Consider the following 20,197-nt stretch of genomic DNA (forward strand, 5'->3'; position numbering starts at 1 on the left):
AAAGAGGACTTCCGTTTTCGTTTTCTTTGCTGCCCTACATCAACACATAGATCTCATTACCTTCGACTTCAACTTCGTAGCCTCGCAATTGAACGCCGCCTTCGACCAGATGCTTGCCATCTGTTAAACCGAACTCCCAGCCATGCCAAGGACAACGCAATATCTCCTGATCCCTGCCGTATTCATATTCATACACCAGCGATGGCAGACGCGTACCGCAAACCACACCTTCACAGACCGGTGCAGCCGCGTGCGGACACATATTTCTCCAGGCATAGTAGGTTCCATTCACCGAGAACACACCAATTTCTATCCCTTTTAGCTCAACAATGATACGTCCCTTCTCTGCCAGCGCTTGTACCGTAGTTGCCGCATATCTCGTTTTCACTTTGGTCATCCTACTTAACCTCCTGTTTCACACCTGGGAATGTATGTTTTCCATACAACTCCAATGCATTGTCAACAAGGATTCGCTGTCTTACATCTTTACGAATAGGCTGCAGCACCATTCTAGGATTATCGAAATCCCAATGCGGGTAGTCCGAAGAGAACATAACCATATTGTCAGCACCCAGCATATCAAGGATTTGATTAATGTGCTCTGGATGTGAAGGTTCTTCAATCGGCTGTGTCGTCAAACGAACATGCTCCTTGATGTATTCGGAAGGTAATCGCTTCAGCCATGGCACTAAGTCCCGAAGTCCTTTATAGTTCTTGTCCATACGCCACATGAGATGGGGCAGCCATGCGATTCCGCCTTCAATAGCGACAAATTTCAATTTCGGGAATTTCTCGAACACACCTTCACACACCAAGCTGTTGACGTGAGCCATGTAGTTAATAGGCAAGATATTGTGCCACTCCAGGTAGCTAGTCGGATACCCAGACGGTGTTGGAGCACCCGCGATACCCCGTCCTTCTGTGCCAGGATGAACAGCTACAGGCAGTCCATTGCGCTCCGCCGCTTCATAAATCGGATGAAAGAAGCGCTGACCGAATAACATTCTGGACCCGCTGCACATGATGACCTGTATCATATCTGGATGTTTGGCCATCCGATCGATTTCCTTTGCTGCCGCCAGCGGATCCGCGTGATTAACTAAAATCGATCCTTTGTACACAGGACTCGCCTTCAACCATGTTTCAACCAGCCAATCATTATAGGCGCTGGCAACGACATTGCCGTAATCTGGATTCGGGTTCAGCGATATGCCCAAAATGCCAGAGCCCGTTAATATCCCGTAATCAATCCCGTATTTCTCGAAATGATGCGTCAACATGTGCTTAGGGTCACTGCCTGGAATGCCTCCGCCAGCAGGAATAGCATCCTTGCGCATGACGCCGATCGGAGAGTGCCAGCCCCCACCATAGCCTGGACCTGCAGATAACCAATTATCGTGCCAAACTTTCGGTAGGAAAGGCAATAAGTCCTTGCTATGAGCAATCGCATTGTGAACATCAGTATCAATAATATTCGGTCTGTTCATCTTCCGCATCTCCTCTGTGTTGAGCTTGTAATCCCTTATATGTATTACTATAACGGCGATTCTTCATCCCGTACATGAAGATACGTTTCAGAAATCTGGATTATTGTTCGATCAGATGACCCCTGCTCATCGTTATGCAATCAAGTTGAATAACAATTCCCGGACACCTCTTGCCGTCACAGCCAGGCTGCCCTCAGGAATCGGATGAATGCTATCCGGTACCCATTGATGAAATTGTTCCGGATTATGCTGTAAAATTGCATTCCATTGTTCATAATGATCGATCAAAGGCAAACTCCGTTCCTTGGCAACCAAGCGGTATACATCGTAGTAATCATTAAACACAGGCCTCGACTCCAGTGAAACTCCTACAGGAGGATTCATGGTCATAAGTACGATTTCGCAGGCAGGATTACTTTCAACAATTTGGTCAATCATGGATTCTAATCGGCTTTTGCATTGATCAATGGTCGTTTCATACGGCAAATAAGCGTCGTTGATGGCAAATTCGATAAAAATTAAATCGGGCTTGTGTGCGAACACCTTTTCCGACAAGTTGTCGATCGCCCACTGTGACCACATGGCGGCTTTCGCGCTGTTAATGACGGTAGCAAGTCCAGGATATCGCTCCTGTAGCTTAGCATTCATATCCTCCACCCAGGCTGCTCCATCAGTCAAACTCGTTCCATAAGTAACGATACACTGGTTCTTGCCAGCTTCAAGATTAGCAATTGTCTTCAAAGTATGCATGGACAAAACTCCTTTATTTACGAATTTCTCAACCGATTACATAAACGGCAGTCGACTCACATCGTACCCGGTAATGGCAAGCTTCTCATTTGCAAGCGCCTGCCCGTTCACCTCCATATAGCGGATTCCTTCGCTGATCGGACTGTATTCACAAGCGAGTGTTACGCCTTCTGACTGGAACGTTGTACGTCTCAGCACTGTACGGCGGGAATGCGGGCTTGACAAGTTTTTATCTTCAATCTGTGCTTGACTAACCCTCTCACGAAACGCTTCAAAGCCCCCTGACTCGTCTTCGCTGGATACTTGAACGACGAAGCCGTTGCCAGTTAACACGAATGTATGCGGATCAAAATCCCGGGCGTCGCCTTCGTAGTTAAAGAAAGACAACGCCAGATAACCATTCACTCGTTCCACGCGGACAGCCGCCTGTCTGCCATGATTGGTAAGCAGCAACGGATGAAACGCCATATAAACGGCGCCGTCTTTGACATAGACTGGACAAGGCTCCAGATTTTCTCCCGTCAAATCTTTCAGCTTCCGATTCCCCAGCCAGATTTCGTCAGGCTCGCTGTAGGGGCATGGTAATAAGACGGTCAGCTTCAGGCTTGTCACCTGCAATCGGCCAAATCGCTTCGGCTTATAAAGCACCATAGCTGTCTGCTTGTGCTGGAAAGCAAGCTTCCTCCCTTCATCCCACAAGTGATAATTCCCTGCAGATGTCGACATCCGCTCATACTCGTTCGTCTGCCCAGGCTTCTTATCATTCACGATGTACTTAGGGTATACAGCCCGAGCATTGCGAAGGGAAGGTTCCTGTGAAGGATCGCGACGCAACAGGAGATGAATGGAATTCGTCTGATCTCCGTTATGAAACTCATGTGTTGCTGTGCCCAGCGCGTAATTCTCCGTCATATAAGTCGTATTCGGGCCGAAGCCTGCGGGATACTCAACCAAGTCCGCCGTCAAAATCGGATCGAGATCAGATGGCGCAGCATGGTCGTCCGATGAAGAAGAAAATTCGGATGTGCCTGTTATTTCATAAGGATAGCTCTTGTTCAGCGCATGCTGAACCAGCTCTTCGGGGCAATGGTAGGTCGTACACATCGTCGCGGCTATTGTCACATGTTCAAAGGCCATATTGAGGTGAAGCTGATATCCTGGATCTGCATTCCGAGAAGCAAATATCGTATTGAACGGATTGACAGGCAGCAGGTCGCCAAGCACGGCATAGATCTCAGCGTGTAACCGATGCCCCACCGAATCAATGGTGTAAGCGCGTGAATACGGTCCAGCAACTTGCGAGGTAGGAAAATGCAAACGCGCCAACTGATCGGCCCACAGGCGCTCCTCACATTGCAGTGCAATCTGTCTCAGTTCAGCATCCTTCAGATGCTCGGCCAAACTAGCCAAGGTTTCGATTTGAATTCCCGTATAGGTAGGACTGTTGTATTCACTGACGAAACCTCTGCGCGTCAGCATACACTTCAGCTGATGCAAGCGTTTCACACCGATTGCATAAATATCAGGTCTCGACAGAAGCTTGCCGCCGAGCAGCGCGGCGTAGGTGCTCATGCAAGGGAAATTGTCGTTGACGCCGACAAAGTTCATTTCTTCAATGGCGCATTCGTCGATGGACTCTTCCAGGTAACTGATCAGCCTTTGCCTAGCTCCCGCGGTCAATCGATCGCCATATTTCATGATAAGTTGTATCGCAATCTTTGGCGCGAAGTGACAGTGATGATAGTTGCTTGTTTCAATAATGGTATTCCCCGTCGCGCGAGCGCGCTCCGAGCCTTCAGCCAGGAACGTATACCCAAACCATAATCGCTCCCGAATAGCGCCGAATACCTCATCGGGACCTGTATACTGGCCTTCCGCATTGAAATCGTGCAAGTGATAACGGACGAGCAGACCTAGAATCTGGTCTGCTCTCTCCTTTTGTCCTTGTATGTCATAATATGTCTTTTCCATTTGTACACCCTCCCACAACTATCAACACCCGCAAGCCCGGAATTATGATCTGCTTTAGTGTTCCAATCCCTCAGTCAGCATAAGCAGTGTCATGGATTGACCGTAAGGCATCGGGCAAATTGGAATATCGCGATATTCCTGAAGCGTGCGCCCCATTCCTGTGCCGTAGGAAACGCCGTTCACAACGCCTTCCGCATCAATCTGAGATACGACAGCGGCATATGCTTTGGAGCCGACTTCTCTGTAAGACTCAGGCAGGTAGCCCTTTCTTACCGCCTTCAAGATGCCGTAGGCAAAAGCAGCCGTGGCCGATGTTTCCGTATAGGAATTCGGATCGTCCAGCAGCGTATGCCACATGCCGTCTGCGGCTTGCAGTTCGGCAAGCTTCGCCGCTTGCTGTTCCAGCGCGGAGAGCAGCAGACGTTCAACCGGTTTCGGAAGCTCGATCATTTCCAAATAATCAACAAGCCCTGCCGTATACCATGAATTACCGCGCGCCCATAGCGCTTCGGCAAAGTGATGACGACCGTTAAAGGTCCAGCCGTGGAACAATAGTCCGGTGCGGCGGTCAGTCAAATATTTGAGATGCATCAGGAATTGATACACACTTTCGTCGATAAAAGATTGCTCATTCAGCAGCAGCCCCATGCGGCATACGAACAGCACGGTCATATACAGCGTATCATCCCAGACTTCGCCTTCATTCAAATGACCGGAGACTACGTGCTGAATGCCGCCTTCTTCCGTTCTTGGCATGTCCTTCACCGCATATTCAGCCCATTCACGGCAAAGCGCCATGTAATCTTCGCGCCCTGTTTCTTCGGCGAGGAAGCTCAGCGTCAGCATCGGACACATGGTATTTACATTTTTGGAAGGAAGGCCTTCGGCAATTCTACGATTAAACCAGTCGATCAAATACTGCTTGATGTCCTGTCTGGCTGTCTTGCGATAATATAAGTAAAGAGAGAATAGCCCAACACCCTGCGGCCACTCCCAGTTCTCCATGGAAATAATACCGATCGGGCACGTTTCTTCTACAGCGCCGCCTTGTAATTGCTTGAGCTGCCCAATGACTTTCTCAATGATTGCGTGGGTTTCCATTTTGGTAAGTTCGATTGTTGTATGCATTACACTTCACCGCTTTCAATTTTATGGGGATCGACAACAAGCTCTGCCAATTTCGTGTCACCTTCAAACAAGACTGCACTTCTAATTTCCGTAAAACTGTCTCGTGGAACTTCTCCGTCCTTATATGAACGCTCTATAATTTGTAACTGGGCTGCGAGCTCACGGGATTTACCTAAGCTATTTACGCCATCCGCATAATAAATCGCCCAGCCTGTTTCCAGCCTCGCTTGCTGAAGCACTTGCGATTCACCTGCATAAAGTACCTGCCTTAATCGAAGCGTATCTCCATCAATAGCTACATGGAGGGCAGGTACTTGGCGAGCCATATCGCCATGAGCGATGGCCAGCAGCGGGGCAATCAGCACAGCAGCGTGAGGATATTGCAAAATCGTCCACTCACGCCCATCTGATCCAGCAGCGGTGTGCAATTCGCCCTTCCAGCGATTGACGACCCACTCGTCAGCAAGTTCACTGGCTTCGTTATGAATGCGACTCATGCTGCGCACTACCAGCACAACTTGTTCATTCTGAACCGACCTGAGTTGGGTATCTGGATACCAGGACTCCTTAAACAATGCAGGACCTAAGTATGCTTTCTCATAAGCTGCCGGATGAGTTCTTACTTTCTCACCGTCATGTGCATACCAGCGCAGGTAGGAGACTTGATGCCCTTCTACTGAAAGGGAGATGGGATAGGATTGCCACGCTAAGCCCCAAGTCGGCCATTGATAACTTCCCGCAATGACAGGGAAACGATCTACACTGCCAATTCTACCGGTCATTCCAATCCAGGTATGGGCGTGACTGGCATCCATGATACGTTCCCTCCTGTTGCGCGGGATAGGAAGTTTCGATGGGGACACATGTTGCAGCTCTCTCTCAAACAGCACATAAGATAAGCCATTCCAAAGACTGCCTCCTGTTTCTGCTTCAATCGATGGTGGCATATCCATCCCTGCAATCCGCCAAAGCAAGCTTTTCGGCTGTGTATCGCCTTGTACATTATAACTGCGTATGGCTGGCACAAATTCATTCCCATCATGAAAACGAACATAATCCACCAGTCCATCCATGATGGTTCTGATCCTCTCCTTTAACACAGCATGCTCCGAATTCAAGGAATCACTTGCTATTCGAAGCGCATTCATGGTGATGCCAATATAAATTAAACTGATATTTTCGCCCCAGCCCCAACCTCTACGCATGGTATAATCGATCCATCGCTCGAAGAAGGCAACGCCCTCTTCATAATGCTGCGGCAAACCGCGAATGTGTGAAATCGCTAACAATAATGCGCCATCACTCACAATCTTGTTCGTATAATAAAGAATAGGATCCTTCAACTCGTGCGCGAACCAGGCAGCACCGTGTTCCAGCATGCCATCGATAAGTTCCCGATCAGCATCTGGTATTCGTTCATCCAGATACAACCTCAGCGCAATTAACGGCATCAGAATAAAGAAAGCCGCGTTCGAATCGTTGACCCGGGTCTCTTCCCGATACCAGCGGAAGGCTCCATAATCCGATCTTGTCTTATCTGTGAACTGCAAGGCTGCAATGGCTTGTAGAATCTGAAGTCCTTGTTTCTCATTTAAGGTTCCGACCGCAGTGCTAATCACATAATGAGCTGCGGTGAGTCGACCATCATGAGCTTCCTTAACTTTCGATGCCTCTGCCGTATGGCCGGGTTTTCCCGCATTCACAAGACCCTCGTCCAACCTTAGCTTACTGCCGAATTGCTCCCACATTTCTCGCCAAACTCGTTCCGTTTGAATGTTCATGTTTTCTGCTCCAATCCTTTATCTAAAGTTATTTTCTAAAACGGCCTTTGTCCAATGGAATTCAGGACAAAGGCCGTTCAATGATTTGTAATCGCTTACTTTTTATTTGCCGCTACCCAAGCATCTAACTGCTTCTGCTTCTCAGCGATGATTTTATCCATACCTGCCGCTTTCAGTTCTTTATTCATCGTAGCCAGGGTACTGTCTACATCCATCATGCCGTAAGCCAAGGCGAGGATATATTTATCAGTAACGGTTTTAGCCTGTGCAAGCTCCGCTTTGACTGGCTCTGCATCGAAGGAGAAGCCCATAATTCTGGAAGCTTTCGCACTTTTATTTAGTTGATCTGTCTTCTGTGGAATATCCGCAGCAACCCCTGGAAGCAGGTAAGCGTTCAACTGGTCACCAAGCATCCAAGCAACGTTCGTCGCATATCCGGAATCCGGAATGACTTCGATTGAATTATCTCCGGTTTTCTTGTAGTTCTTGCCTTCCAGTCCATAAAGAACCATGTTGTACAACTGTTTGTCGGTGTTCATTAACTCTAGGAACATCATAGCCCGCTCCGGGTTTTTAGACGTACGACTAATCGCTTGCATCGTGGCAGTTACGGAACTCGTGGTAACGATCGGTTCCGCTAAAGTCGCATACGCAGGGTCGTAATTGTAGCGAGCTTTGTTTTCGGCTTCTGCGCCAGGTTTGTAAGTATTCAGCCCGGAGGAAAGAATTTTGCCAGTCTTCATAAGCTCCGTTGGGTCTTTCACCAAAGCCAGATCTTTATTGAGATAGCCTTTCTCCGACCAGCTTTTCAACAATTTCAGTAAATTCACGAACGCTGGATGTTCGTATTGATTGCTGACTTTATAGTCGGAGCCTGCTGCTTCAATCACGCCTGGTGATCCGTCGGAGCCTAACGTTTCCAATTTCAGATAATTCATGGTATCAACACCAGTGATAGTAGTGCCAGGACTCATAAAAATGAATTTGTCTGCGCCTTCGCCGGCCTTCATTTTGGCTAAAGCTGGTTCTAGATCTTCCATTTTCTTAATCGCGTTGACGTCGATGCCATATTTATCGACCATATCTTTTCTAAACGTAACAACGGACTGACGAGCTGCAATTTGGTAGTTAGGGAAACCATACACTTTATTGTTAACTTTCGTCGCGTTCCAGAAGTTTGCCGGAATTTGGCCATACGCTTTCGGCGCATATTTCTTCAACAAGTCGTCCATCGGAAGGAAAGCGCCTTTAGCAACGTTGTCATAAAAACTGTATCCTGGGGCAGTGAACATGATATCGAAATCCTCGCCCGCAGCAATCATTAGTTTCGTCTTCTCAATATAAGATGCAGCCTCAATAAACTGGATATCAAGCGTGGCATTAATCTTATCTTTCAAAATCTTATTAACCTCGGTTAATACCGCTTCTCCTTCTTTTTGCGCTGGAATGCGGAGCACCCACTTGAGCTTAACCGGCGCTAGTGCTGCTGCAGTCGGCGTCGCTGTTACTTTAGGAGATTGCGTCGATCCATTGGAACTTTCCTTCGTTGAACAACCCACAATGCTTGTTGCTGTCACCAATACTACTGTCATCGTCGTAAGTGCTTTCAACATTTTCAACCTGAACAACTCCCTTTTTTTTCTTAATTATATCGACGTTTGAGATCAAACAGTTGATATTACCCTTTAACTGCTCCGGATGTAATGCCTCTAACAAAATATTTTTGAAAAAATGGAAATACGAACATCATCGGACCCGCTGCAATGACGGCAATCGCCATTCTCGCGCTGTCGGAAGGGAATTCTGTAGTACCAATGCTTAATCCCATTTGAGAGTCTTTCATCATAAGTTCGGCATTTAGCAAAATTTTATACAGTAAAAACTGCAGCATAAATTTGCTCTCCGTGTCGATGTAGATCAATGAACGGAACCACTCGTTCCAGTAGTTCAGCATCAAAATCAGTCCAATTGTCGCAAGTGCTGGCTTGGACATTGGGAGAACGATTTGCCAAAAAATGCGCATTTCGCTGCACCCATCCATACTTGCCGACTCCAGTACTTCCTGCGGCAAATCGAAGAAAAATGTGCGTAGCAGGATGACATTCCAGGCGGAGATGAGACCTGGAAGAATGAGGATCCAATACGTATCCTTGAGCGAATAATATTTGGTAAATACAATATAGCTTGGAATCAACCCCGCATTGAATAGAAGCGAGAAGAACACCAGAAACCCGATTGCGCCGGCAAGCTTATACTCCTTTCGCGATAGCGAATAAGCTATCATCGCCGTCAACAGCAAGCCTACAACAGTTCCGACTACTGTGACGAATAACGTCGTTCCATAGGAGTTAAGAATTAGCTTAGGCGAATGAAAAATAAATTGATACGCGGCTGAGCTCCATAAGCTTGGGAACAGACTGTACCCGCGCTCCACAATACTTTTTGAATCGCTGACGGAGATCATCACCACCAGCAGCATTGGTATTACACAGCTTAATGCCAGCAGTGTAAATACCGAGTGCGGAATCCAGTTGTTGGGGCGTAGTCCCCGCTTTTTTACAGCTGATATCATTCTGTTTCCTCCTTCTAGAACATGGCGCTTTCCCGGCCATTTCTGTACCGGATGAAAAAGTTTACGGCTAATACAAGCACGAATCCGGCGAATGACTGGAATAATCCTGCCGCAGCACCCATCCCTAGATCTGCCCCTCCGCGTAGTGCGCTGTATACATACGTGTCCAAAACAGACGAGACGTCATGCAACGCCGGCGACTCTAATGGCACTAGGAAAAACTGCCCGAAATCCGCATTGAAGATTCGACCCAACGCTAATAGGAAATTGATCAAAATAATAGGCCGCAAAGCTGGAAGTGTAATTTTCATCGCCATCTGGAACCTGCTTGCTCCGTCGATGGATGCCGCTTCATAATAAGCGGGATCCACAGATAAGATGTAAGCGTAATTCAGTAGCGTTGAATACCCCATTAATTTCCAAAAATGCAAGATAACATGTATCCAGAACCAGTACTGCGGATTGAAATACCATTCCACTGTCGAGAAGCCCAACCCATGTAAAATGAAATTCACCATTCCCTTGCTGTTATCCAACAGGGCAAAAACAATGTAAGCAACAATCGTCCAGGAAAGAAAATACGGTAAAAATATAGCGGTTTGATACGCTTTCAACATTTTCCTGCTCAAGACTTCATTTAACAGAATCGCCAGCAGGACACTTCCACTGATTCCCGTAATAATAAAAGCGGCATTGTAGACAAGCGTGTTTTTGAGTGCAAGCAAAGCATCGTTCGTTGAAAAAATAAACGTAAAGTTTTTAAATCCGACCCACGGGCTGCCAAAAATACCAGCGACAAAATTGTAGTTTTTAAAGGCAAGTATGATGCCCGGCAGCGGAACAAAATTAAAAACAATCATAAGCACCAGTGCTGGAAGCGCCAGTAATGTATAGTCTACATTTTTTCGCAGGGTACTTTTGCGCGACACCTTTCTCACGCCAGGCACCGTTTGCGACAATGCGTTTGTTTCCATTTTCACACCTCCTCCTCGTTTTCTTTACTGCAGATCTGCAAATTGAATATATCTCCCAACGCCCAATTGCACTACTGTTCAATTCCATATTGTTGTTTTAATGACTGTACGAATTAAAGAAAAGTATGCTTTTCGATAAAAAAAGAGAAAAAAACACGACGAATGCGTGTAATTTCTCCAGTTTGTTCAAGATTTCTTTGTCAACTCGATACACTTTTGGCGTAGTACCGAACCTGCGTTTAAACCGTTTGTAGTAACTGCTTTCATTGTATAAACCCGTTCTCTCCATAATCTCAGTGATGCTCAGCTCCGTCGCAAGCAACAGATCGGCTGATTTGTCCAGCCGGTAATTATGAATATAGTGCATGACGGACAATCCGACGAATCTCTAAAGATCCTTGATCGAAGGAAGCATTATGTGGACATTTTGAAAAAGCGTCATGATTTAACATCTCGCTTACGCCAGCTGAGCTGAGGCTCTTTTAAAAACTGACTCTTAAGCACAATTACGCACCCGACAACTTTCTCGTTTAAGATCCTTGCTTGAGGAAAAAAAAAGCCCGCGATTTTCGCGGGCTCCATTCGGACAAAGTTAGAGACTTTATGGCGCATTGAATTTATGGTGTAGAAACGATGATTTGATTCACGTAGAAGGAACCCGTATGGTTGACGCCGATTCCGGCGTAAACCTTACCTATGTTGGTAACTGCGTTTCGGAATGCCGCTCCGCTTTTCAAGAGAGCACCATTCACATAAAGATCGAATGTGTCCGTATTCGTGTTCATGACAACTTTTATGGTATACCAAGTATTAGGTGTAAAGGATTGCAAAGATAACAAGGTGGCTCCGTCATACGTTTTGATATATCCGGAATCCAAGATCACTGAAACTGCAGTCGTACCTGTGCTATCCATGATATAAGGGGCCGACTTCCAGCCCGTCGTCTGTTCCGCCATTACCTCAGCTACCATGGTTACCACACCGCTCGCGGGCGTGAACGATTTCGTTGCAGATGCTGTGTTTGCCGTGCCGGACTTATTGATCTTCAGTCCTTTATCCGATTGGCCAGCAACTTCTTCTGCCGTGGCTGTACCGTCTGTTGTAGTAATCGTCCACCCTGTAGGAGCAGTACCCACTGCAGTATTATTGAAGTCATCGAAAGCCAACAAAGTAGGTGGGTTGGCTCCGGTATAAATCGCCTTAAAATCATCCACATAAAAGGTTCCCGTATTGTTGACACCAATACCGACATATGCAGCCGCCACATTGGTGACAGGGTTGCGGAATGCGGCATCATCGATCAATTTGAGACCGTTCACGGACAGATCGAATGTATCCGTATTGGTGTCAAGGTCAACTCCAATTGAATACCACTTATTGGCTGTAAAAGGCTCCAAGGAGATCAACGTTGAGCCATTATACGTTTTGATGTAGCCGGAATCAAAGATCACTGAAATTGCAATCGTACCTGTGCTATCCAGGATATAAGGGGCCATCTTCCAGCCTGTTGTCTCATTCGCCCAAACTCTGGCACTTACGGAAACTTTTCCGCTTGTAGGCATGAAATCATTCTCTACAGTTGTCGAAGTTGCGGAGTTGGTCTTCCTGATCTTCAAACTTTTATCCGTAAGTTCGGCAGTAGCCGTGCCCCCTGATGAATCGGTGGTCCAATCCGAAAGAGTGGCGCCTGTCGTATAGCCGTTGAACCCTTCGCTTAGGAGGTATGTCGGTTCAATATAACCTGCTTGAACACCGGCAGCATTAATAACCGAAGTGTCCTGTGTGCCATTATTCGTCAAAGTGTTATTTTGAGCGCCGACCCCTGTCTGTTCATAAGTATTTTGGGCGCCGGTACCGATGTTGGAGATAACGTTATGCTCCACCGTGATGAATTCGCTGAAGTTATCAAGATATACTGCGGCTACAGGAAAACTCATGGCGTACGTGCTTCTAGCAATATCATGAATGTAGTTCTCGAAAACTCTCGTTCCTGGCTGGCGTCCTAGCGTGTAAATGCCGCCGCCGTCATCATGGAGCTGCATCATATGATGAATGTTATTGTAGCGAATTTCATTGCCACTCATACCCCCGTCACAATGGCAGCCAACCTGTTGGCCAATCTGCATCCCCATATAAGGACCATACGAAATCGTATTATGCTCGATTATCGTGTTTTTGATCGCTAATCCGATAATCCCCATGCCGTTCGTGTAGAGCTGACCTACACGCGATATCGTGTTATTGGCTACAAGAATATCACTCGTCTTATCGGGGGCAGGCGAACCGGAATCTAGAACGATGGCATTCGCCGCGATATCGCTAAATTGATTGCCGACAATTTGGCTGTTCTTTACCCCAATTGTAAACTTAAGTCCATTTGCTCCTGTATGCTTCCATGTATTACCGATAAAACGCAGGTTGTTACCATATTGTACCTGTACTGCCGCTGAAACTGTTACTTGATTGGTCAGTGTATTACCGATCGGTTGTACGCCTTGAGTTGCGACCAGACCGTTATTGCTTGGATCGTTCCAGCCGGAGTACTTGAAAACAAGTCCGTTAAATTCAATATGATGAACCGGATTCGAAGTTGTTCCGACCAGATCAAATAAAGTATCGGTTTGTGGAGCAAAGACCGTTACAGACCCCATCGACTCGACGCTGCGGGGTTTGTAGTACAGCGTAGAAATGCCCGTATCCAAGTACCATTCGCCTTCAGCATCCAATAGTTCGTATGCGTTTTCAAAATGATAGGAATTTCCAGTATAATAGTTTGCAGGCTTATTAAACACATTGACGGAATCTGGGGACTGGAAAGTGACATAAGCATAGCTCGTATCGGTCGTATATGAATTTAGACGTGCATTATCGTGATACCAATGCGGTTGATCCACCATTTCGACTTTTGAAAAGTTCGCCCAGCTTGCAATTTCCGACTTGTTGATTTTTAATGTTTGGGTTACCGGATCTCCGCTGATTGTTTTATAATACGGCCCTAAGCTGTCAGGATCGGTTTTATTTGGCGTCCGAGCGCGATCTACGCGATTGTCGTTTACATAGAATGAGCGGAACGGCCCAGTAACGCCAGTTTTCTTGTAAATATTGGCTGTTGCATCGTGCAATACCCAGCCACTGCTTAAATCCTGCCCGCCTGAGATAACGGGCACTTCGGTGCCATATGGATGCCAGAGTACTTTGTATCCAGCTGTGCCGGAATCACGGTAATCCAACGTAAGCGGAGACGTCATGTTGTATGTGCCTCCACGCAATTCGATTACGATATCCCCGGTCATCGCCGTGTTGACCGTACGCACCTTGTCGCGAACGCCGGTCAAGGAGCAAGGTGCGCTAATCGAGCATGTTGATCCGCTGCCTGTTGGCGAAGCGTAGTACGTTGCTTGCGTGCTCGCATGTACTTCTGAAGCGCTTCCAAAATTGGCAAGCACTAAAGGTACGGCCAGTAACAAGGAAAGGGCTCCTTTCATTAACCTGGAAGCGATTTCATTAACATTCATTATAATACATCCCCTCTCTTCATATAAAAGCAAATCTTCATTACTTTCAATTTTTCAAATGCTGGGTTCAATTCTTTGGTGCAATAATCGTTCGTGTTGTTGTTAGAATCACCTCCCTATCATGATCAAAGGGTATGGTTGAAACCTGAATCCTTGCAGCTTCTTAATTTCGCTTCTATACCAATTCACTTTTTATTACGGCCTTTGTCCAATGGAATTCAGAACAAAGGCCAATTCATTCATATTGTTAGTTATACTTACTTCTTATTTGCCGCTACCCAAGCGTCTAGTTGCTTCTGCTTCTCAGCGATGATTTTATCCATACCTGCCGCTTTCAACTCTTTGTTCATTGTAGCTAGCGTACTGTCTACATCTATCATACCGTAGGCAAGGGCGAGGATATATTTATCAGTAACGGTTTTAGCCTGTGCAAGCTCCGCTTTGACTGGCTCCGCATCGAAGGAGAAGCCCATAATTTTGGAAGCCTTCGCGCTTTTGTTTAGTTGATCTGTCTTCTGTGGAATATCCGCAGCAACCCCTGGAAGCAGGTAAGCGTTCAACTGGTCACCTAGCATCCAAGCAACGTTCGGCGCATATCCGGAATCCGGAATGACTTCGATTGAATTATCTCCTGTTTTCTTGTAGTTCTTGCCTTCCAGTCCATAAAGAACCATGTTGTACAACTGCTTGTCGGTGTTCATCAACTCCAGGAACATCATAGCCCGCTCCGGATTTTTGGACGTGCGGCTGATCGCCTGCATCGTGGCAGTTACGGAACTTGTGGTAACGATCGGATCTGCCACATACGCAAACGCAGGATCGAAATTGTAGCGAGCTTTCGATTCCGCTTCTGCACCAGGTTTGTAAGTATTCAGCCCGTAGGAAAGAATTCTGCCAGCCTTCAAAAGCTCAGTTGGGTCTTTCACCAAAGCCAAATCTTTGTTAATATAGCCTTTCTCCGACCAGCTTTTCAACAATTTCAGTAAGTTCACGAACGCTGGATGTTCGTATTGATTGCTGACTTTATAGTCGGAGCCTGCTGCTTCAATCACGCCTGGTGATCCGTCGGAGCCTAACGTTTCCAATTTCAGATAATTCATGGTATCAACACCAGTGATAGTAGTGCCAGGACTCATAAAAATGAATTTGTCTGCGCCTTCGCCGGCCTTCATTTTGGCTAAAGCTGGTTCTAGATCTTCCATTTTCTTAATCGCGTTGACGTCGATGCCATATTTATCAACCATATCTTTTTTCCTGAAGTTAATGACGGACTGACGAGCTGCAATTTGGTAGTTAGGAAAACCGTACACTTTATTGTCGACTTTCGCCGCGCTCCAGAAGTTAGCTGGAATTTGGCCATATGCTTTCGGAGCATATTTCTTCAGAAAGTCATCCATTGGAAGGAAGGCACCTTTGGCAACGTTATCATAAAAATTGTACGCTGGGGAAGTGAACATGATATCGAAATCCTCACCCGCAGCAATCATCAGCTTGGTCTTTTCCGTATAAGCTGCAGCCTCAATAAACTGAATGTCAAGCGTGGCATTAATCTTTTCTTTCAAAATCTTGTTAACCTCGGCCAATACCGGTTCGCTTTCTTTTTGCGCTGGAATGCGAAGCACCCACTTGAGCTTAACCGGCGCTAGTGCTGCTGCAGTCGGAGTTGCTGTGACATTAGGAGAGTGTGTCGCTCCACCCGTATTATCCTTCGCACAACCCACCAAGCTTGTTGCCGTTACCAATACTACTGTCATCGTCGTAAGTGCTTTCAACATTTTCAATCTGAGCAACTCCCTTTTTCATATTTTATTATATCGAAGTTTGAAATCAAACGGTTGATATTACCTTTTGACTGCACCGAATGTAATGCCTCTAACAAAATATTTTTGGAAGAAAGGGAATACGAACATCATCGGATTCGGGAGAACGATTTTCCAGAAAATGCGCATTTTACTGCACCCATCGATACTTGCAGACTCCAGCACCTCCTGAGGCAAATCGAAGAAAAATGCGAGGTTCGAAATACTGGCACAGAATCGCCAGCAGGACACTTCCGCCAATTCCAGTAATCATAAAAACGGCGTTGTAGATCAGTGTGTTTTGCTAACAGAAGCACCAATGCTGGAAGCGCCAATAACGTAAAGTCTACATTTTTTCGCAGGGTACTTTTGCGCGACACCTTTCTCACATCAGGCACCGTTTGCGACATTGCGGTTGTTTCCATTTTCAAACCTCCTCCTCGTCTTCTATACTGCAGATCTGCAAATTGAATATATCTCCCAACGCCCAATTGCACCACTGTTCAATTCCATATTGTTGTTTTAATGACTGTACGAATAAAAGAAAAGTATGCATTTCGATAAAAAAAGAGAAAAAACACGACGAATGCGTGTCATTTCTCCAATTTGTTCAAGATTTCTTTGTCAATTCGATACGCTTTTGGTGTAGTACCGAACCTGCGTTTAAACAGTTTGTAGTAACTGCTTTCATTGTAGAAGCCGGTTCTCTCCATAATCTCGGCGATGCTAAGCTGCGTCGCAAGCAACAGCTCGGCTGACTTGTCCAATCGGAAATTATGAATAAAGTCCATGACGGACAATCCGACCGAATCTCTAAATATCGTACCCAGATATCCTTGGGACAGCTTGAACTCTATCGCGATGCCCTTCAAGCTCAAGTCTTCCGTAAAATGATCCTGAATGAATCGTTTTATCGATTCAACCAAAGCGTCATGGCGCGTCTCCACGAGCGGTTTCTGATTCGCAATTTTCATGATATCCTCATAAAATTTGCTCTTGAGATCATCAATAGATTCAAAGGAGGCCATCCGCATGTAAAAATCTTTCATAGAGATTGGTATTTTCTCAATTCTCGTTTTGTTCATAATATCGAAGGTTTTACCCAACGCCAAGGAAAAGCGGGTCATCGACAGCATAAAGCTTTCGATGTCTCCTTTGGATGACACTTCAACGAACTGATCGAATAGTGATTTGGCTTCTTCCCCATCTCCTGCGCGTATTGATTCTAAAATTCGTTCTTCCAGCTTCTCGTCGTAGGTAACCGTCATTTGTTCATGTAAATCTAAAACAGAAGGATCCAGAATAGCTTCGAGGCTGTAGATGACGCTGTATTTCAGCAAAAGGTTCGCCGTACGGTACGAATGAATGAGTGCTTCGACGCCTTGTACATGCCCGCCGAGGAAAGCGGAGAGCGATATGCCCGTAAACTCTTTTACGGCATTTTGCAGCACTTTAATTTTCTCGTCCCAGGAGATAACGGGCTTCCCATCCGGTAGGAAGGCAAGAATAATAAACTGCCCCTCCCCGATATAAATAGCCTTTGCCGAATTGCCCGAATCAAGAACTTCCTCGGCTACGTTCATTATGATAAAACGATAAGCCTTCTTTCGATCAGCGTCCAGCATCTTAAAATGCTCTCGCCGATCAATCTTCAGCAGAATCAGCATCATCTCGCGATCGAGCATATTGCCAAACACAGTAGAAAATTCACAGGTCAACTGATTGGCTATGGAGTTATTCTCCATCAACACGGCTTTAATGTAGTTTTCCAACAGGATCGTGTCCGCTGACTGTTTATAGCTGTAATAGTCCTTCAACAAGTCTTTATTTTTTTGAAACACATCCGAAAGAAGCTTAACCTCGTCGATAAGCGGCCCCTTCTTCTCTGCTTTGCTCCCAGACCCAATAACTTCGCGGAACACGCGGCCAATGGGGAGGTAGATGCGGTAAGCGATGAAGCCAGCTGCTACGAGTGCAAAAATCGCGATGCCCAGCGTAATTTGAAGCACGGCTTTACGCACGAATTGCAGTGATTGGTTCAGGAAGTCATTGGATTCTTCCACCACAAGCACCCAGTTAGTTTCGGGCATCCAGAGATACGTAATGATTTTTTGATCCTTCTTCGCCCCTGTCTCAAAGCTGCCGGATTCCTGATCCGAATCCATGATTTTATGAACCAGTTCGGCGTTAAGCACATCCAGATTGCGAATTTGCTTGGAATCGTCAATGAATGTTCGACTCGTTTTATCAATAATATAAGCTTTATTATTATGCCCCTTAAGCTTGCTTAACGTGTCGCATAACCAAGCCGCGTCAATATTCACACCCAACGCTTTGGATAGCTTATTGCCACTGTCGGTTTGAAAATAAAAATACGTAAACACCGTGGCGTTAGTGTTATAAGCATCAATGGGAAGCACTCTTGGAATCGGTTTAAGTACGGGAATGTTCCTATAGTTCTGAATCGCGTTCACAAAGAATGTATCCTTCTGTACCATGGAGCCAAGCGTTGAGTAGAAATTTCCAGTGTTTCCACTGTAGAGCGTATCCGAGTGGAAGATGGGATTTATTTCAAACGATTTTCTGATTAAGTCCATGTATCCGAACATTTCAAAATATTCGAGATTCTTCTTCTCGAATAACGCTGCAAGTGCAGGATCGTCTAATTGGCGAAATGTAAACGCCTTCACATCCTCATTCATACGCTTGACCGTATTACTGATAATGCGCAGCTCCTTGTTGTTCTCTTCAAAGGTTCGCTGTTTAACGATGCCTTCAAAACTTTTAAATGCCGTTATGGAGAACCCCCCAAGTACGACCAAGAGCAGCAATGAAAGCAATACTGCGATGTTAACGAACGTCCGGCTCATCTTCCACCTAAACATATCATGCAATCTCCCCTTAATTCATCGATGTATTGCCCTAAAGCATGGGCAGAATCGTTGAGTTTCATTATACATTCAGGGCAATGCGCATGGCTACAAAATTCTGATAACCTTGGTCAGCATCAAGTTCGTCAGCACTAGACCCGACCCCCTCAATAAATAAGAAATAGATGAATTGGTCACACTATTTATCGAAAAGGGACATAAAGAATATACATAAATAGGTGATGAAAATTGACTGCAAGTAATTTGACATTTGAAGAAAAGGTGCCTGATGCAGAATACCAAAAATCGTTCGGGCAAATGATTAAGGAGTTAAGGTTGGAGAAGGGATTAAGTCTCCAAGAAGTAAGCAGCGCTTTAGGCATATCACTAAATTACCTAAGTGAACTGGAACGTGGTAAGAAAGCACCGTCAATAGAAGTTATTAAAAGAATAGCCGAATACTTCAACAACGGTCCTTTGAGTATATTGGCTATGGTAGATCATGATCGTTATTTAGATTTTTTTGCTGGTCTATTTATTGTCAGGCCAAAAGCGTTAATAAAACTTCGTGAACTAGCAATTGAAACTGCCAAACTAAATGCTCCATTAGATGAATCAAAAAAGATGGGAGATCTACTTGTTGCGAACATTTTGAAAGATTTGGAGGAAATAGTAAATGAAATGAAACAAAAATATTCATAAATATCCCCCGTTTCAAGACAATAGATTCCCTACCGTAATGGTTCAAGACGTTTCTTATAAACAATCTCTGATTGCTTTTGCTACAATCTCTGCCTGAGCCTTCTTCCCTTTCTCGTTGTAATGATACCCATCTGCCACCCGGTATTCGCTTCTTCCATACTTCGGTTTATATAGATCATTTATAGCAAGGTTATATTGTTCGACAATTCGATTAACAGCCCTATTTCTGTCTTCAACCTGCCCATTTAATTGCGGATTAATCACGGCCCGATTTCCAACTTCCGTCATTGGGGTCGAATTCGCAATAATGATTGTAGCGGATTGCGCGATCTGGAGGACATGACGAATCAATTTGTTATATTGATCTTCGTATTGGCTAGGGGATAGATGCCAACCATGCAAGCCATTGTTCATATGGATAACGTCGTAATGAAAGTCTTCCCGATGCTGGATCATATAGTCAATCTCTTTCAGAAGAGACGGATTATCCATTGCTTTTGAAGTGGCCAACATGTCTACATATGATTGGTTGTGGAGAAGCTCATCCACATAAGGCCGATAGCCCTTAGTAATCGAATCTCCAATTAATAAAACTCTCTTCCGATCATGGTTATCCGCTTGTTCCCACCAATGTTCACACCATTCAAA

General features: G+C 45.6%; 16 protein-coding genes. 1 reads left to right on the forward strand and 15 read right to left on the reverse strand.

The features are described 5' to 3' along the window. Positions 1-34: 34 nt before the first annotated feature. The 14 genes from MJB10_RS17005 to MJB10_RS17070 all read right to left on the reverse strand — a co-directional run bounded on the left by MJB10_RS17005 (position 35) and on the right by MJB10_RS17070 (position 18,862). The gene (locus MJB10_RS17005) at positions 35-397 is read right to left on the reverse strand and encodes a Rieske (2Fe-2S) protein (RefSeq protein ID WP_314796572.1); all 363 of its coding nucleotides are present in this window, start codon (positions 395-397) and stop codon (positions 35-37) included. Between the two features lies 1 nt (position 398). Continuing rightward, complete coding sequence (locus MJB10_RS17010; RefSeq protein ID WP_314796574.1) at positions 399-1,487, reverse strand: amidohydrolase family protein; 1,089 nt, start codon at positions 1,485-1,487, stop codon at positions 399-401. A 132-nt stretch (positions 1,488-1,619) separates the two neighbouring features. Beyond that, positions 1,620-2,237, reverse strand: coding sequence for an SGNH/GDSL hydrolase family protein (locus MJB10_RS17015; RefSeq protein WP_314796575.1), 618 nt, complete (start codon positions 2,235-2,237; stop codon positions 1,620-1,622). 36 nt (positions 2,238-2,273) lie between these two features. Beyond that, positions 2,274-4,208, reverse strand: coding sequence for a hypothetical protein (locus tag MJB10_RS17020; RefSeq protein ID WP_314796576.1), 1,935 nt, complete (start codon positions 4,206-4,208; stop codon positions 2,274-2,276). A gap of 54 nt (positions 4,209-4,262) precedes the next feature. Further along, positions 4,263-5,309, reverse strand: coding sequence for a beta-galactosidase BglB (gene bglB, locus MJB10_RS17025; RefSeq protein ID WP_314796578.1), 1,047 nt, complete (start codon positions 5,307-5,309; stop codon positions 4,263-4,265). A 26-nt stretch (positions 5,310-5,335) separates the two neighbouring features. Continuing rightward, a complete protein-coding gene (locus tag MJB10_RS17030; protein WP_314796580.1) occupies positions 5,336-7,117 on the reverse strand; it encodes a hypothetical protein in 1,782 nt (593 codons plus the stop codon). A gap of 95 nt (positions 7,118-7,212) precedes the next feature. Next, complete coding sequence (locus MJB10_RS17035) at positions 7,213-8,709, reverse strand: ABC transporter substrate-binding protein (protein WP_314796581.1); 1,497 nt, start codon at positions 8,707-8,709, stop codon at positions 7,213-7,215. 86 nt (positions 8,710-8,795) lie between these two features. Beyond that, complete coding sequence (locus tag MJB10_RS17040; protein WP_314796582.1) at positions 8,796-9,689, reverse strand: carbohydrate ABC transporter permease; 894 nt, start codon at positions 9,687-9,689, stop codon at positions 8,796-8,798. A gap of 14 nt (positions 9,690-9,703) precedes the next feature. Then, positions 9,704-10,663 carry an ABC transporter permease gene (locus MJB10_RS17045; RefSeq protein ID WP_314796584.1) on the reverse strand — a complete coding sequence of 320 codons (960 nt, stop codon included), beginning with the start codon at positions 10,661-10,663 and terminating at the stop codon, positions 9,704-9,706. Between the two features lie 97 nt (positions 10,664-10,760). Then, a complete protein-coding gene (locus MJB10_RS17050) occupies positions 10,761-11,039 on the reverse strand; it encodes a helix-turn-helix domain-containing protein (RefSeq protein ID WP_314796586.1) in 279 nt (92 codons plus the stop codon). A 241-nt stretch (positions 11,040-11,280) separates the two neighbouring features. After that, positions 11,281-14,178: a right-handed parallel beta-helix repeat-containing protein gene (locus MJB10_RS17055; RefSeq protein WP_314796588.1), complete on the reverse strand. Its 2,898-nt coding sequence runs from the start codon at positions 14,176-14,178 to the stop codon at positions 11,281-11,283. Between the two features lie 257 nt (positions 14,179-14,435). Then, positions 14,436-15,932, reverse strand: coding sequence for an ABC transporter substrate-binding protein (locus MJB10_RS17060; protein ID WP_314796589.1), 1,497 nt, complete (start codon positions 15,930-15,932; stop codon positions 14,436-14,438). Between the two features lie 87 nt (positions 15,933-16,019). Then, positions 16,020-16,229, reverse strand: a complete 210-nt coding sequence (locus tag MJB10_RS17065) for an ABC transporter permease subunit (protein ID WP_314796591.1) — start codon at positions 16,227-16,229, stop codon at positions 16,020-16,022. A 341-nt stretch (positions 16,230-16,570) separates the two neighbouring features. Further along, a complete protein-coding gene (locus tag MJB10_RS17070) occupies positions 16,571-18,862 on the reverse strand; it encodes an AraC family transcriptional regulator (protein ID WP_314796592.1) in 2,292 nt (763 codons plus the stop codon). Between the two features lie 234 nt (positions 18,863-19,096). Here MJB10_RS17070 and MJB10_RS17075 point away from each other — a divergent pair, with 234 nt between their 5' ends. Next, complete coding sequence (locus tag MJB10_RS17075; protein WP_314796594.1) at positions 19,097-19,549, forward strand: helix-turn-helix domain-containing protein; 453 nt, start codon at positions 19,097-19,099, stop codon at positions 19,547-19,549. Positions 19,550-19,603: 54 nt separating this feature from the next. On the opposite strand, the gene MJB10_RS17080 is transcribed toward MJB10_RS17075, so the two are convergent. Then, on the reverse strand, positions 19,604-20,134 hold the full coding sequence (locus MJB10_RS17080; RefSeq protein WP_314805699.1) for an SGNH/GDSL hydrolase family protein: 531 nt from the start codon (positions 20,132-20,134) through the stop codon (positions 19,604-19,606). Positions 20,135-20,197: the final 63 nt, after the last annotated feature.

Source organism: Paenibacillus sp. MBLB1832 (genome assembly GCF_032271945.1).
Lineage (GTDB): Bacteria > Bacillota > Bacilli > Paenibacillales > NBRC-103111 > Paenibacillus_E > Paenibacillus_E roseopurpureus.